General features: G+C 63.9%; 14 protein-coding genes. 10 read left to right on the forward strand and 4 right to left on the reverse strand.

The genetic code is table 11. From position 1 onward, the window contains the following. Positions 1-163: 163 nt before the first annotated feature. The 4 genes from acnA to JANGC3_RS0100780 form a co-directional block, all read right to left on the reverse strand. Positions 164-2,884 carry an aconitate hydratase AcnA gene (acnA, locus tag JANGC3_RS0100765; RefSeq protein ID WP_017874566.1) on the reverse strand — a complete coding sequence of 907 codons (2,721 nt, stop codon included), beginning with the start codon at positions 2,882-2,884 and terminating at the stop codon, positions 164-166. A gap of 101 nt (positions 2,885-2,985) precedes the next feature. Continuing rightward, positions 2,986-3,501, reverse strand: a complete 516-nt coding sequence (locus tag JANGC3_RS0100770; RefSeq protein ID WP_017874567.1) for a hypothetical protein — start codon at positions 3,499-3,501, stop codon at positions 2,986-2,988. Between the two features lie 16 nt (positions 3,502-3,517). Beyond that, positions 3,518-4,507 (reverse strand): HpcH/HpaI aldolase/citrate lyase family protein, encoded by a 990-nt coding sequence (locus JANGC3_RS0100775; RefSeq protein WP_017874568.1) that lies wholly within the window; start codon positions 4,505-4,507, stop codon positions 3,518-3,520. 78 nt (positions 4,508-4,585) lie between these two features. Beyond that, on the reverse strand, positions 4,586-5,575 hold the full coding sequence (locus JANGC3_RS0100780; RefSeq protein ID WP_026132372.1) for a malate dehydrogenase: 990 nt from the start codon (positions 5,573-5,575) through the stop codon (positions 4,586-4,588). Between the two features lie 293 nt (positions 5,576-5,868). Between JANGC3_RS0100780 and JANGC3_RS0100785 the strand changes: the two genes are divergently transcribed. The 10 genes from JANGC3_RS0100785 to JANGC3_RS0100830 all read left to right on the forward strand — a co-directional run bounded on the left by JANGC3_RS0100785 (position 5,869) and on the right by JANGC3_RS0100830 (position 14,305). Continuing rightward, entirely contained in the window at positions 5,869-6,681 is an 813-nt protein-coding gene (locus tag JANGC3_RS0100785; protein ID WP_026132373.1) for a GntR family transcriptional regulator, read from the forward strand. A 201-nt stretch (positions 6,682-6,882) separates the two neighbouring features. After that, on the forward strand, positions 6,883-7,305 hold the full coding sequence (sdhC, locus tag JANGC3_RS0100790) for a succinate dehydrogenase, cytochrome b556 subunit (RefSeq protein WP_026132374.1): 423 nt from the start codon (positions 6,883-6,885) through the stop codon (positions 7,303-7,305). Further along, positions 7,305-7,670 (forward strand): succinate dehydrogenase, hydrophobic membrane anchor protein, encoded by a 366-nt coding sequence (sdhD, locus tag JANGC3_RS0100795; RefSeq protein ID WP_017874572.1) that lies wholly within the window; start codon positions 7,305-7,307, stop codon positions 7,668-7,670. Before sdhC ends, sdhD begins: the two co-directional genes overlap by 1 nt. Positions 7,671-7,672: 2 nt before the next feature. After that, on the forward strand, positions 7,673-9,451 hold the full coding sequence (sdhA, locus tag JANGC3_RS0100800) for a succinate dehydrogenase flavoprotein subunit (RefSeq protein WP_026132375.1): 1,779 nt from the start codon (positions 7,673-7,675) through the stop codon (positions 9,449-9,451). A gap of 10 nt (positions 9,452-9,461) precedes the next feature. After that, positions 9,462-10,172, forward strand: coding sequence for a succinate dehydrogenase iron-sulfur subunit (locus JANGC3_RS0100805; RefSeq protein WP_017874574.1), 711 nt, complete (start codon positions 9,462-9,464; stop codon positions 10,170-10,172). An 88-nt stretch (positions 10,173-10,260) separates the two neighbouring features. Beyond that, positions 10,261-10,542, forward strand: a complete 282-nt coding sequence (locus JANGC3_RS0100810; RefSeq protein ID WP_026132376.1) for an FAD assembly factor SdhE — start codon at positions 10,261-10,263, stop codon at positions 10,540-10,542. Between the two features lie 131 nt (positions 10,543-10,673). After that, positions 10,674-11,978 (forward strand): citrate synthase, encoded by a 1,305-nt coding sequence (gltA, locus tag JANGC3_RS0100815; RefSeq protein ID WP_017874576.1) that lies wholly within the window; start codon positions 10,674-10,676, stop codon positions 11,976-11,978. Between the two features lie 192 nt (positions 11,979-12,170). Continuing rightward, positions 12,171-12,440 (forward strand): hypothetical protein, encoded by a 270-nt coding sequence (locus JANGC3_RS0100820; protein WP_017874577.1) that lies wholly within the window; start codon positions 12,171-12,173, stop codon positions 12,438-12,440. Positions 12,441-12,626: 186 nt separating this feature from the next. Next, entirely contained in the window at positions 12,627-13,565 is a 939-nt protein-coding gene (locus JANGC3_RS0100825) for a LysR family transcriptional regulator (RefSeq protein ID WP_017874578.1), read from the forward strand. A 116-nt stretch (positions 13,566-13,681) separates the two neighbouring features. Next, entirely contained in the window at positions 13,682-14,305 is a 624-nt protein-coding gene (locus JANGC3_RS0100830) for a nucleoside/nucleotide kinase family protein (RefSeq protein WP_017874579.1), read from the forward strand. Positions 14,306-14,554 lie beyond the last annotated feature (249 nt).

A 14,554-nucleotide genomic window follows, 5' to 3' on the forward strand; every position in this document is an offset into this window, starting at 1 on the left:
TAAACCCTTATGCTTCCTATTGTAGTGGATTCGGCCGCTGTCGATGCGACTGCCGGTGGTAGATCAAGGTCGATTGCGCCGATTTCAAGGTTTGCGAGGTGGTTTGGGCAAAAAAAACGCCGGACGAGGCCGGCGTTTTGGGTGCTGCGACGGCGGCCGCGGTTTACGCGGCCAGCAGTTGGCGCAGCACGAACGGCAGGATGCCGCCGTGTTTGTAGTAGTCGACCTCAATCGGCGTGTCGATGCGCAACAGCACCGTCACGTCCTGGCTGCTGCCGTCGGCGCGGTGGATCACCAGCGTTACCAGTTGCTGCGGCTTGATCTCGCCTTCCATGCCCTTCAGGTCGTAGGTTTCCCGGCCGGTAATGCCCAGGCTCTGTACGCTGTCGTCGCCGATGAATTGCAGCGGCAGCACGCCCATGCCGACCAGGTTGGAGCGATGGATGCGCTCGAACGAACGGGTAATCACGGCCTTCACGCCGAGCAACTGGGTGCCTTTCGCGGCCCAGTCGCGCGACGAGCCGGTGCCGTACTCCTCGCCGCCGAACACCATCGTCGGCGTGCCGTCGGCAACGTAGCGCATGGCCGCGTCGTAGATCGACATTTCCTCGCCGGACGGCTGGTGCACGGTGATGCCGCCTTCGACGGCGGAACCGTCGGCCTTGGCGGGGATCATCTTGTTCTTGATGCGGACGTTGGCGAAGGTGCCGCGCATCATGATTTCATGGTTGCCGCGGCGCGAACCGTAGGAATTGAAGTCGGCTTTCATGACGCCGTTGGCCAGCAGCCATTTGCCGGCCGGGCCGCTTTCCTGGATCGAGCCGGCCGGCGAAATGTGGTCGGTGGTGATCGAGTCGCCGAACACGCCCAGCGCGCGCGCGCCCTGGATGCCGGTGGCGACCGCTTTCGGCGTCATCGTGAAGTCGTCGAAGAACGGCGGCTCGGCGATATAGGTCGACTTCGGCCAGTCGTAGACCTGGCCCGACACGGTGGTGACCTTCTCCCACAGCTTGCCCGGCGCGCCCTTGACGTCGGCGTAGTTCTCTTTGAACACTTTGCCGTTCATCGCGAACTTCATCAGCGCCGACACTTCGGCCGAGCTCGGCCAGATATCGCCCAGGTAGACGTCCTTGCCGCCCTTGCCCTTGCCGACCGGCTCGGTCATCAGGTCGCGCGTCATGTTGCCGGCGATGGCGTAGGCCACCACCAGCGGCGGCGAGGCCAGGAAGTTCGAGCGGATGTTCGGGTGGATGCGCGCTTCGAAGTTGCGGTTGCCCGACAGCACGGCCGAGGCGACGATGTCGTTGGCGGCGATGGCCGCGTTCATTTCCGGGGTCAGGTCGCCGGCGTTGCCGATGCAGGTGGTGCAGCCGTAGGCGGTCAGGCCGAAGCCCAGCTTTTCCATGTAGGGCAGCAGGCCGGCGGCGCTCAGGTACTCGGTGACGACGCGCGAACCCGGCGCCAGCGAGGTCTTGATGTGCGGCGCCACCTTCAGGCCCGCTTCGACGGCCTTTTTGGCCAGCAGGCCGGCGGCCAGCATCACGCTCGGGTTCGAGGTGTTGGTGCACGAGGTGATCGCGGCGATCAGCACGTCGCCGTTCGACACCTTGACGCCGTTCGTCGTTTCATACACGGCGCCCAGGTCGGCCGGGTTCTTGTTGAAGCCGTTTTCCGAGGTCGGCTTGGCGAACAACTCGGTGAAGTTGGCCTTGACGTTGCCGATTTCAATGCGGTCTTGCGGACGCTTCGGGCCGGCCAGCGACGGCGCCACCGACGCCAGGTCGAGCGCCACCACGCGGGTGTAGTCGATGTCGCCGGCTTGTGGAATGCCGAACAGGTTCTGCGCCTTGAAATACGACTCGAAGGCGGCGATTTCGGCTTTGCTGCGGCCGGTGCCCTGGAAGTACTCGATGGTTGCTTCGTCGACCGGGAAGAAGCCCATGGTGGCGCCGTATTCCGGGGCCATGTTGGCGATGGTGGCGCGGTCGGTCAAGGTCAGCGATTGCGTGCCTTCGCCGAAGAACTCGACGAACTTGCCGACGACTTTCTCCTTGCGCAGCAGTTCGGTGATGGTCAGCACCAGGTCGGTCGCGGTGCAGCCTTCGCGCAGCGCGCCGCTCAGGTTGACGCCGATCACGTCCGGGGTCAGGAAATAGACCGGCTGGCCCAGCATGCCCGCTTCCGCTTCGATGCCGCCGACCCCCCAGCCAACCACGCCGATGCCGTTGATCATGGTGGTGTGCGAGTCGGTGCCGACCAGCGTGTCGGGGTAGTAAATGTCGTCTTTTTTGTTCTTCACCTTGTGGACGCCGCGCGCCAGGTACTCCAGGTTGACCTGGTGGACGATGCCGAAGCCCGGTGGCACGACGCCGAAGGTGTCGAAGGCCTGCATGCCCCATTTCATGAACTGGTAGCGCTCGTTGTTGCGCGAGAATTCCAGCTGCATGTTCAGGTCCAGCGCTTTTTTCTCGCGGTAGTGGTCGATGGTGACCGAATGGTCGACCACCAGGTCGACCGGCACCAGCGGCTCGATGTTTTTCGGGTTCAAGCCCATTTTCTTGGCGACGTTGCGCATCGCGGCCAGGTCGGCCAGCAGCGGCACGCCGGTGAAGTCTTGCAGCACGACGCGCGCCACGACGAACGGAATCTCATCGGTGCGGTCGGCTGCCGGGGCCCAGTTCGCCAATTGCTTGACGTGTTCCTCGGTGACTTTTTTGCCGTCGCAGTTGCGCAGCACCGATTCGAGCACGATACGAATCGACACCGGCAGGCGGGAGAGGTCGACGCCCAGGCTTTTTGCCAGCGCGGGAAGGGAGTAGAGCAGTCCCTTCTTGCCGTCCGAAATCTTGAAATCCTTGAGCGTGTTCAGAGTGTTGCGGGACATGACTTCTCCTTGTTGGCTATCGGCTATTATTGCTATTCAAGTTAGACCATTATTGCGGCGCGCCGGGGCGGGCGCGCTTGCACTCCTTGCGTGGACCCGCCTCAGGCCGCCGGGGTGGCCGCCTCGGCCGCCACCGGTACCGCCGGCTTGATCTGCTCGGCGTCCTTGCACTCGTTGGCCAGTTGGCGGTTCTGCTTGGAGTCGAGCAGCATGCCCTTGGCCGGGATGCCGATCCAGACCAGGCCGTACAGGCGGTTTTCAAAGCGCCGGGCGCCGGTGGTGGTGCCGACCTGGGTCAGGCGGTGCAGGCGTTTTTTCCAGCGCAGCGCGATGTGTTTTTCGTCGGCTTCGTTGCTGTAGATGGTGATCTTGTTGCCCAGTTCGCAGTGGAACTCGGTGGTGGTCGAACCGCCGGTTTCCGGCTCGTCGGCTTCCTCGTCGACCGCGGCGGCCGGCTTCGACTCGGCCAGCTTGGCGGCGCTTTTGGCTTTCGCCTTGGCCTTGACGGCCTTGGCCGGTTTGGCCTCGGCGTCGGCGGCGAAGGCGGCCGGCGCCAGCGACAGGGTCAGTGCGCCCAGGGCGACGCCGCAGGAAATGGCTAGCTTAAAAATGGACATCGTTGTTGGTTCCAGGTCAGTGTTCGTCGGGGCTTGCGTTGAGCAGCGCGGCGGCCGCTTCGGGAAGCGGCAGGCCGGCCAGTTTGGCGCGCTGCAAAACCGTCCAATAATATCGGTAGCTGGCGCGGTCGTGCAAGCGGCCATTTTGGGCGATCGGCCCCCATTGGGCCTTCTCGGCCTCGTGCAGGATGTTGTTCGCTTCATTCACCTCGGACAGGCGCGGCGTGAAGGCTTTGATGATCGGTTTGATCTGGTCGGGGTGGATGCTCCACATGCGCGTGAAGCCGAATTCGGCGGCCGCGCGCTGGGCGTCGTTGGCCACCACGGCCGAGTCGCGCACGTCGGTGGTGACGTTGTGCGACGGCACCTTGCCGTGGGCGTGGCAGGCGGCGGCGATTTCCAGCTTGGCGCGCACCACCAGCGGGTGCTGGAACTGGCCCGGCGTGCGCATGGCGTTGGCGGCGATGGCGCCGTAGTGCGCCGAGACGAAATCCATGATGCCGAACGACAGGCACTCGACCTGCGGCAGCGCGGCGATGTCGTAGACCTCGCGCAGCGCGCCATGGGTTTCGATGATGACGTGGATCGGCAGGTCGGCGCGGCCGGCGTTGCGCGCGTGCAGGTTGATGAAGCTGATGGCCCGCGCCACCTCTTGCACGCCGTTGGCCTTCGGCAGCGCCAGGTAGGCCAGGCGCGGCGCGGCCGCGCAGACGATCTCGACGTCCTGGGCGAAAAACGCGCTGTTGACGTCGTGCACGCGCACGCCGATGCGGTTGAAGCGGTTGCCCTCGTCCTGCAGCAGGGCCGCGACCAGGCGCGCGTGGGCTTCCTCGGCGCCGGCGCTGGCGCCGTCTTCGCAGTCGAAGGTGATGTCGAACAGGGGGCCAAGCTCTTGTTGCAAAGCAATCGATTTACGCATCAGCTTGTCGGAGCCGGCGTAGTGGTCGCAAGCGGCGAGCAGCAGCGGCTGGCGTTTGCCTTGGAATAAAACCTCGGAAGGGTGCATGCTTAACGCATTCTGAAGGTGGGGGGGCGGTGGATGGGAACGTCGCGCCACCGTTGGCGGCGCGACGCGGCTAGGCTATCAGCCCAGCAGGTGTTTGACGCCGGCTTGCTCTTCCAGCAGCTCGTTCAGCGTGACGTTGATGCGCTCTTGCGAGAAGGCGTCGACGCTCAGGCCCTGGACGATCTTGTATTCGCCGTTCTCGGTGGTGACCGGGAAGCCGAACATGACGCCTTCGGGAATGCCGTACGAACCGTCCGACGGGATACCCATCGTGGTCCACTTGCCGTTGGTGCCGATGACCCAGTCGTGCACGTGGTCGATGGCCGCGTTGGCCGCCGAGGCCGCCGACGACAAGCCGCGCGCTTCGATGATCGCGGCGCCGCGCTTGCCGACCGTTGGCAGGAAGGTGTTGGCGTTCCATTCGTGGTCGTTGATCATGTCCTTGACCGAGTTGCCGTCGATTTCAGCGTAGCGGTAGTCGGCGTACATGGTCGGCGAGTGGTTGCCCCAGACGAACAGTTTCTCGATCGACGTGACCGGCTTGCCGGTTTTGGCGGCGATCTGCGACAGCGCGCGGTTGTGGTCCAGGCGCAGCATGGCGGTGAAGTTCTTCGACGGCAGCGACGGCGCCGATTTCATGGCGATGTAGGCGTTGGTGTTGGCCGGATTGCCCACCACCAGTACCTTGACGTTGCGCGAGGCGACGGCGTCGAGCGCCTTGCCCTGCACCGTGAAGATTTGCGCATTCGCTTCCAGCAGGTCCTTGCGTTCCATGCCCGGGCCGCGCGGACGGGCGCCGACCAGCAGGGCGACGTCGATGTCCTTGAAGGCGGTCATCGGATCGGCGTGCGCGGTCATGCCGGCCAGCAGCGGGAAGGCGCAGTCGTCGATTTCCATCATGACGCCCTTGAGGGCCTTCTGGGCCTTCTCGTCCGGGATTTCAAGCAATTGCAGGATGACCGGTTGGTCTTTGCCGAGCATGTCGCCGTTGGCGATGCGGAACAGCAGCGAGTAACCGATCTGACCGGCGGCGCCGGTAACTGCAACACGCATTGGGGTTTTAGCCATGATGAATCTCCAAAGTGGGAAAAAAACGAGCTCGAAGCTGGGCCTACGCTTATTCGGAAAAGCTGTAATGATACCAAAACCGGGGCGGCGCGCCGAATTGGCGCGAATCGCCGCCGCCGGGGCCGCGCGCGGGCCGGGGAAAAACCGGCACATCCCGCCGCGGCGTGGCGTGACGGCGAGTTTAGGCGGGCCGGAGCGATCTGTCAATTCATATCTTATGTCTTATATAAGACATATAACTCACAGCAGGTTTCACTGGACTCCGGGGGGCTTTTGTGTTGAAATCTCGCCCTATGAACCCAGCCCCGCCCAATCCGACCATGAATGCTCCCGCCGCCAGCGGGGCAGCCGGTCCGACGCCCGCCGCGTCCGGAACGCCGGCGGCGGGGTCGCCGACCTTCAGCCCGCTGTACCAGCAAATCAAGGCGCTGATCACGCAAAGCCTGCAGTCGGGCGAGTGGAAGCCCGGCGAACTGATCCCCAGCGAGGTCGAACTGGCCGGCCGCTTCAAGGTCAGCCAGGGCACCGTGCGCAAGGCGATCGACGAGCTCGCCGCCGAGAACCTGGTCATGCGCCGCCAGGGCAAGGGCACCTTCGTGTCGACCCACCACGAGGCGCGCGCGCATTTCCGCTTCCTGCGCCTGGTGCCCGACGAGGGCGTGCCGCATTATCCCGAAAGCAAATTCATCGAGGTCAAGCGGGTGCGCGCGCCGGCCGACGTGGCGCGCCTGCTGGAACTCAAATCGGGCGACGCCGTCATCTTCGTCAAGCGCGTGCAGTCGTTCGACTCGGTGCCGACCATCGTCGAGGAGCTGTGGCTGCCCGGCCTGATCTTCAAGGGCTTGACCGCCGAGCGCCTGGTCGAATACAAGGGGCCGATGTACGGCCTGTTCGAAACCGAGTTCGGCACCCGCATGATACGCGCCTCCGAGCAGATCCGCGCCGTCTGCGCCGACGCCGGCGCCGCGCAGCTGCTGAACGTGGCGGCCGGCGCGCCGCTGCTGTGCTCGGAACGCGTCTCGTTCACCTACGGCGACAAGCCGGTCGAGCTGCGCCGCGGCCTGTACCTGACGGCGCACCACCATTACCAGAACGAACTGAATTAAACCGCGCGTTCAGCTAGGCCGCGCGGCGCGGCGGCGCTCGCCGTTGTGGCGCCAACAAGACGCTGACTACCCCAAGTGGCGCCCGGAGTGTGTTGCAGTGCACTATTTTGGTTATATGTAACAATAGATATTGGTCGGAGTTGCGAAATCGGCGAAAATCGCAGCTTCAATGATTTATTTTAGTTCAAGGGGGGTCTTGTTATGTCCGAAGCCGTAAGAGAAGCACCAAAAAAAGAACGGCCGAAATTCAGTAATATTCATGTTACGCAGTTGGCCAACTACCGTCTGCCGCTGGCCGGTATCGTCTCCTTCCTGCACCGCATCAGCGGTTTGCTGATGTTCCTGCTGTTGCCGGCCGTGCTGTACATGCTGCAACTGAGCCTGCGTTCGGAAATCTCGTTTGCCTACTTCCAGGGCATCGCCTCGCACTGGTTCGTGCGCCTGCTGACGCTGGCCCTGGTCTGGGGTTATATGCAACATTTCTGCGCCGGCGTGCGCCACCTGTTCATGGACCTGCATATGGGCCTGGACAAGGATTCGGCCCGCCAATCGGCCGCCAGCGTGATTGCCGTCAGCCTGCTGCTGACCGCCCTGGTCGGCTTGAAACTGTTTGGAGTATTTTGATGGCTAACAATAATATCGGACCGAAACGCCTGGTCGTCGGCGCCCACTACGGCCTGCGCGACTGGCTGGCCCAGCGCATCACGGCACTGGTGATGATCGTCTACACCGCCATTCTGCTGATCGCTTTCCTCACCGGCAACAACTTCAGCTACGAAGGCTGGGCCGGCCTGTTCGCCCAACAGTGGTTTAAATTGTTCAGCCTGGTGACCTTCCTGGCGCTGGGCTACCACGCCTGGGTCGGCATGCGCGACATCTGGATGGACTACGTGAAACCCGTCGGCATCCGCCTTACCTTGCAAATCGCCACGATGCTGTGGTTGATCGGCTGCACCGCGTGGTCGGTGCAAATTCTCTGGAGTGTGTAATCGTGGCAGCTATTAAATCTGCAATCCCTACCCGCCGCTTCGACGCGGTCATCGTCGGCGCCGGCGGTTCCGGCATGCGCGCCTCGCTGCAACTGGCCGAGGCCGGCCTGAACGTCGCCGTGCTGTCGAAAGTGTTCCCGACCCGCTCGCACACCGTCGCCGCGCAGGGCGGCATCGGCGCCTCGCTGGGCAACATGGCCGAGGACAACTGGTTCTGGCACATGTTCGACACGGTCAAGGGCGGCGACTATCTGGGCGACCAGGACGCCATCGAATTCATGTGCCGCGAAGCGCCGAAGGTGGTCTACGAGCTGGAACACTTCGGCATGCCGTTCGACCGCAACCCCGACGGCACCATCTACCAGCGCCCGTTCGGCGGCCACACCGCCAACTTCGGCGAGAAGGCCGTGCAGCGCGCCTGCGCCGCGGCCGACCGCACCGGCCACGCGCTGCTGCACACCCTGTACCAGCGCAACGTGCGCGCCCGCACCCAGTTCTTCGTCGAGTGGATGGCCATTGACATCATCCGCGACGCCGACGGCGACGTCGTCGGCGTGGTCGCGCTGGAAATGGAAACCGGCGAATGCATGATCCTGGAAGCGAAGACCACGATCTTCGCCACCGGCGGCGCCGGGCGCATTTTCGCCGCCTCGACCAACGCCTTCATCAACACCGGCGACGGCATGGGCATGGCCGCGCGCGCCGGCCTGCCGCTGCAGGACATGGAGTTCTGGCAGTTCCACCCGACCGGCGTGGCCGGCGCGGGCGTCTTGATCACCGAGGGCGTGCGCGGCGAGGGCGGCATCCTGATCAACAGCGACGGCGAGCGCTTCATGGAGCGCTACGCGCCGACCCTGAAGGACTTGGCGCCGCGCGACTTCGTGTCGCGCTCGATGGACCAGGAAATCAAGGAAGGCCGCGGCTGCGGTCCGAACAAGGACCACGTCATGCTGGACCTGCGCCATATCGGCGCCGACACCATCGCCAAGCGCCTGCCGTCGATCCTGGAAATCGGCCACAAGTTCGCCAACGTCGACGCCACCAAGGAACCGATCCCGGTGGTGCCGACGATTCACTACCAGATGGGCGGTATTCCGACCAACATCCACGGCCAGGTCGTCGCGCCGAAGGACGGCAACCCGGTCGCCGTGGTCAACGGCCTGTACGCCATCGGCGAATGCGCCTGCGTGTCGGTGCACGGCGCCAACCGCCTGGGCACCAACTCGCTGCTCGACCTGCTGGTGTTCGGCCGCGCCGCCGGCAACCACATCGTCGCCAGCAACCTGAAGCAAAAGGAAAACAAGCCGTTGCCGGAAGGCGCCGCCGACTTCGCCATGGGCCGCCTGGCGCGCCTGGAGAACTCGACCGGTACGGAAACCGTGCAGGGCGTCGCCAACGACATCCGCGCGACGATGCAGAAGTACTGCGGCGTGTTCCGCACCGACGCGCTGCTGCAGCAGGGCTACAAGGAAATCATGGTCCTCGACGAGCGCCGCAAGAACGTCGCGTTCAAGGACAAGTCGAAGGTCTTCAACACCGCCCGCGTCGAAGCGCTGGAATTGGACAACCTGATTGAAACGGCGAAAGCGACCATCACCTCGGCGGTGGCGCGCAAGGAATCGCGCGGCGCCCACGCGCACAGCGACTTCCAGCAGCGCGACGACGAGAACTGGATGAAGCACACGCTGTGGTTCTCGGAAGGCAACCGCCTCGAGTACAAGCCTGTCATCACCAAGCCGCTGACGGTCGACACCTTCAAGCCGAAACCACGTACATTCTAAGGGTCAGAACATGACACGCACAGTTAAACTCAAGATCTACCGCTACGATCCGGACACGGACGCGAAGCCGTACATGCAGGACGTCACCGTCGAGCTGCAAGACAGCGACAAGATGCTGCTCGACGCGATGCAACGCATCAAGTCCGACGTCGACGATTCGCTGTCGCTGCGCCGCTCGTGCCGCGAAGGCGTTTGCGGTTCGGACGCGATGAACATCAACGGCAAGAACGGCCTGGCCTGCACCACCAACCTCAACGAGCTGACCCAGCCTATCGTGCTGCGGCCGCTGCCGGGCCTGCCGGTGATCCGCGACCTGATCGTCGACATGACGCAGTTCTTCAAGCAGTACGATTCGATCAAGCCGTTCCTGATCAACGAGTCGATCCCGCCTGAAAAAGAACGCCTGCAGTCGCCGCTCGAGCGCGAGGAACTCGACGGCCTGTACGAGTGCATCCTGTGCGCCTGCTGCTCGACGTCGTGCCCGTCGTTCTGGTGGAACCCGGACAAGTTCGTCGGCCCGGCCGGCCTGCTGCAAGCCTACCGCTTCATCGCCGACAGCCGCGACGAAGCCACCGGCGCGCGCCTGGACAACCTGGAAGACCCGTACCGCCTGTTCCGCTGCCACTCGATCATGAACTGCGTCGACGTTTGCCCCAAGGGTTTGAACCCGAACAAGGCAATCGGCAAAATCAAAGAGTTGATGGTCCGCCGCGCGATCTGATCGCGCGCGTCTTGCGGGCGGCGCGTGCCGCCCGCACAGTCGTATCGCGCTCGCGAATCCGCGCGCGCACCGTATAGTGTTGAACAACATGACAGAATCAAGTTTGCCCACGCATCAGTCCGACCCCGCTAACCGCGCCCGTTTGCGCTGGCGTTCGCGCCGCGGCCTGTTGGAAAACGATCTGATCTTGACCCGTTTTCTCGATGCGTATGAAACCGAATTGACCGACGACGAAGTGGACGCGCTGACGCGCTTGCTCGACTTGTCAGACAATGCGTTAATGGATCTGGTGCTGGCCCGCAAGGAGCCGGAAGGCGAAGTCGATCTGCCGCAAGTGCACGCACTGCTGCAGCGACTGCGCCGCGCCTAGGACTGTCGGATACGGTCCGGTAGGCTCGGAAGGGCGACGCGCGTAACCCGCGCCGCGTCCGGCGAGGCGAATAGCGACACCAGAATTTTTGATTTTTTTATCCCCGACTCACTCCCGCGAAGGAAGAGCCCATGAATACCACTGACAAAAAAGCCACCCTGTCGTTCTCCGATGGCAGCCCATCGATCGACTTCCCTATCTACGAAGGCACGGTTGGGCCGGAGGTCATCGACATCCGCAAGCTGTACGCCGGCACCGGTAAATTCACCTACGACCCGGGCTTCATGTCGACCGCCGCCTGCAATTCGTCGATCACCTACATCGACGGCGACAAGGGCGAGCTGCTGTACCGCGGCTACCCGATCGAGCAGTTGGCCGTCAACGCCGACTTCATGGAAACCTGCTTCCTGCTGCTGAACGGCGAACTGCCGAACGCCGCCGAAAAAGCCAAGTTCGTTGCCACCGTGACCAACCACACGATGGTGCACGAGCAGATGCAGTTCTTCTTCCGCGGCTTCCGCCGCGACGCCCATCCGATGTCGGTGCTGGTCGGCACCGTCGGCGCGCTGGCGTCGTTCTACCACGACTCGCTCGACATCAACGATCCGCACCACCGCGAAGTGTCGGCGATCCGCCTGATCGCCAAGATGCCGACGCTGGTGGCGATGTCGTACAAGTACTCGATGGGCCAGCCTTTCGTGTACCCGCGCAACGACCTGTCGTACAGCGCCAACTTCATGCGCATGATGTTCGGCAATCCGTGCGAAGAGTACAAGGTCAACGACGTGCTGGTGCGCGCCCTGGACCGCATCCTGATCCTGCACGCCGACCACGAGCAGAACGCCTCGACCTCGACCGTGCGCCTGTCCGGTTCGTCCGGCGCCAACCCGTTCGCCTGTATCGCAGCCGGCATCGCCTGCCTGTGGGGCCCGGCGCACGGCGGCGCCAACGAGGCGGCACTGAACATGCTCAAGGAAATCGGCTCGGTCGACAAGATCCCCGAGTTCATCGCCAAGGTCAAGGACAAGAACTCCGGCGTCAAGCTGATGGGCTTCGGCCACCGCGTCTACAAAAACTTCGACCCGCGCGCCAAGCTGATGCGCGAGACCTGCTACGAGGTGCTGGAAGAGTTGGGCCTGCAAGACGACCCGCTGTTCAAGCTGGCCATGGCGCTGGAAAAAATCGCGTTGGAAGACGACTACTTCGTGTCGCGCAAGCTGTACCCGAACGTCGACTTCTACTCCGGCATCGTGCAATCGGCGCTGGGCATCCCGGTCTCGCTGTTCACCGGTATCTTCGCGATGGCCCGCACCATCGGCTGGATCGCCCAATGGAACGAGATGATCTCCGATCCGGAACAGAAAATCGGCCGTCCGCGCCAGCTGTTCGTCGGCGCGACGACCCGCGAAGTACTGCCGGTCGACAAGCGCGCGTAAGCGAAGCTCAGCGTGCCGCGCCGGCCTTCGGGGCCGGCGGAAAAAAAGCGAGCCCGCGTGGCTCGCTTTTTTTGCGCCGCGCCGCCGATATTCAACATCGTGATGACTGGAATTCCTAAATGTAATTGGATATATATCTCGGGTTCGGATATATTGCAGTGCAACATTAGACCAATTGACGAGGACTGCACCATGACGACATTATCAGCGAACCATCCCACCCTGGCGAACTCGGGCAACAGCTACGCCAAAAACGTTCTGCAAGCGGGGCAGGCGCTTGTCGCCGCGATATTCGCGCTGAACGGCGCCCTGGCCACGCGCCGGAAAAACCGCAAGGAGTGGCTGGAAACGGCGGCAATGCTCAGCCACAAGGCCGATGCCCACCAGGAAGGCAGCCCGGCCTACGCCGCCGAGTTGCGCTATTTCTCCGCGCTGAGCCTGGCGCGCTACTCCGAGTCCTGATCGTCCGGGCGGGCGCCGGCGCGCAATGAAATTCCAAGCGGCAATCCGCCATCCGATCGGGAGTACACATGTTGTCGGGCGTTGCGCGCGGCGGCGGCTTAGAGCAAGGGGCGTCTCGTCGGTGCCGTCGAAACCGAGCAAATTGCGCTATTATTCGGTCGAATAATTGCTCGAATCGGACGAACCATGGATCGCATCACGGCCGCACAGGTGTTTGTGGAAATCGCCGAGCGCGGCAGCATGGTCGCCGCCGCCGACGCGCTCGACATGTCGCGCGCGATGGTGACGCGCTACCTGGCCGAGATGGAGCAGTGGGCCGGCGCCCGGCTGCTGCACCGGACCACGCGCCGGCTCAGCCTGACCGACGCCGGCGACGCGACGCTGCTGCGTTGTCGGAGCATGCTGGAGCTGGCCGGCGCGATGGCGGTGCGGGCGGACGGCGCCGCCGACGCGCCCCACGGCCTGCTGCGCATCACCTGTTCGCAAACGCTGGCGCAGACCGCGCTGGCGCCGGCGGTGACGGCCTACCTGCGGCGCTATCCGCGCACCGCCGTCGACCTACAAATTGAAAACCGCGCCGTCAATCTGGTGGAGCAGCGCATCGACCTGGCGTTGCGCATCACCAACGCGCTCGAACCGAACCTGATCGCCCGCCAGCTCGGCCATTGCGCATCGGTGGTGTGCGCCGCGCCGGCCTATCTGGCCGCGCGCGGCACGCCGCAGCGGGCCGAGGACCTGGCGCTGCACAACTGCCTGACCTACACCTACTTCGGCAAGAGCCTGTGGCAGTTCAGCCGGGACGGCGCGGCGCTGTCGGTGCCGGTCAGCGGCAACCTGTCGGCCAACGAGTCGATGGTGCTGTTGACGGCGACGGCGGAGGGGGCCGGCATATCCTTGCAGCCGCTGTTTTCTGCCGCCCCGCTGCTCGCCAGCGGCCAGCTGGTGGCGCTGCTGCCGGCGTACCAGCCGCAGGAAATGGGTATTTACGGCATCTACACGTCGCGCCAGCACATGGCGCCGGCGTTGCGGGCGATGCTCGATTTCCTGGTCGCCTGGTTCGCCAGCGATCCGCGCTGGCTGGCCGCGACGGCGTTGCCACGGCCGCGCGCCAAGTCCACACGCTGATGCTGCCATATAAATAAAACAAATTGTTTTATTTTTATCCGGCGGCCGTTTGCGGATTGACGCCGCAGGGCATCGCCGCTAAGCTTGGCCACCATTCACCTGCCCGGGACGCCCCCTTGAACGCCACCACTTCGCCCCTTTCCTCGCTCGATTTGTTGACGCCGCTGCTGGTTCCCGGCCGCCGCTTTATGCTCGGTCTGGTGGGCGCGCCCGGCGCCGGCAAGTCGACCGTCGCGCAAGCCTTGTGCGACGCGTTGCCGGGCCGCGCCGTGGTGGTGCCGATGGACGGTTTCCACCTGGCCAATTCGGAGCTGCTGCGGATGGGGCGGCGCGACCGCAAGGGCGCCGCCGACACCTTCGACAGCGCCGGCTACGTCGCCCTGCTGGGCCGGCTGCGCCAGCGGCCGGCGGGGCAGGTGGTGTACGCGCCGGACTTCCGCCGCGAACTCGACGAGGCCGTCGCCGGCGCGATTGCGGTGCCCGACGAGTGCGAGCTGGTCATCACCGAGGGCAATTACCTGCTGCTCGACGACGGCCATTGGGCCGGCGTGCGACAGCAACTGGACGCCGTCTGGTATGTCGATATCGACGCCAAGCTGCGCCGCGAGCGGCTGGTCGCCCGGCATATGCGCTTCGGCCGCTCCGAGGCGGCGGCGCGCGATTGGGTGCTGCGCACCGACGAGCCGAACGCCCTGCTGGTGGAGGCGACCCGGCCGCGCGCCGATGTGGTGTTGCGTTAGGGCGCGGCTTTTAACGGTTTCAATAGAATAATTGAGATTTTTATACTATTGCCTTCTTGTCAGCGTGGCGATGCCTAGCGACCCGATCTAATTGTGGCCACTGTTACTATTTATTACCTGAACGGTTGTCCTGATTCAATATCGCGTGCTATCCTACCTCACCGTTTTTTCGAACAGTGCCCGTTTTAAAGCCCTTCCCCACAACTTGATGTGCAATCCGCTAACCGGTCAGGCCGTGTCGCGGAAGGT

The organism is Janthinobacterium sp. CG3 (genome assembly GCF_000344615.1).
In the GTDB taxonomy this organism is placed as follows: Bacteria; Pseudomonadota; Gammaproteobacteria; order Burkholderiales; family Burkholderiaceae_D; genus Janthinobacterium.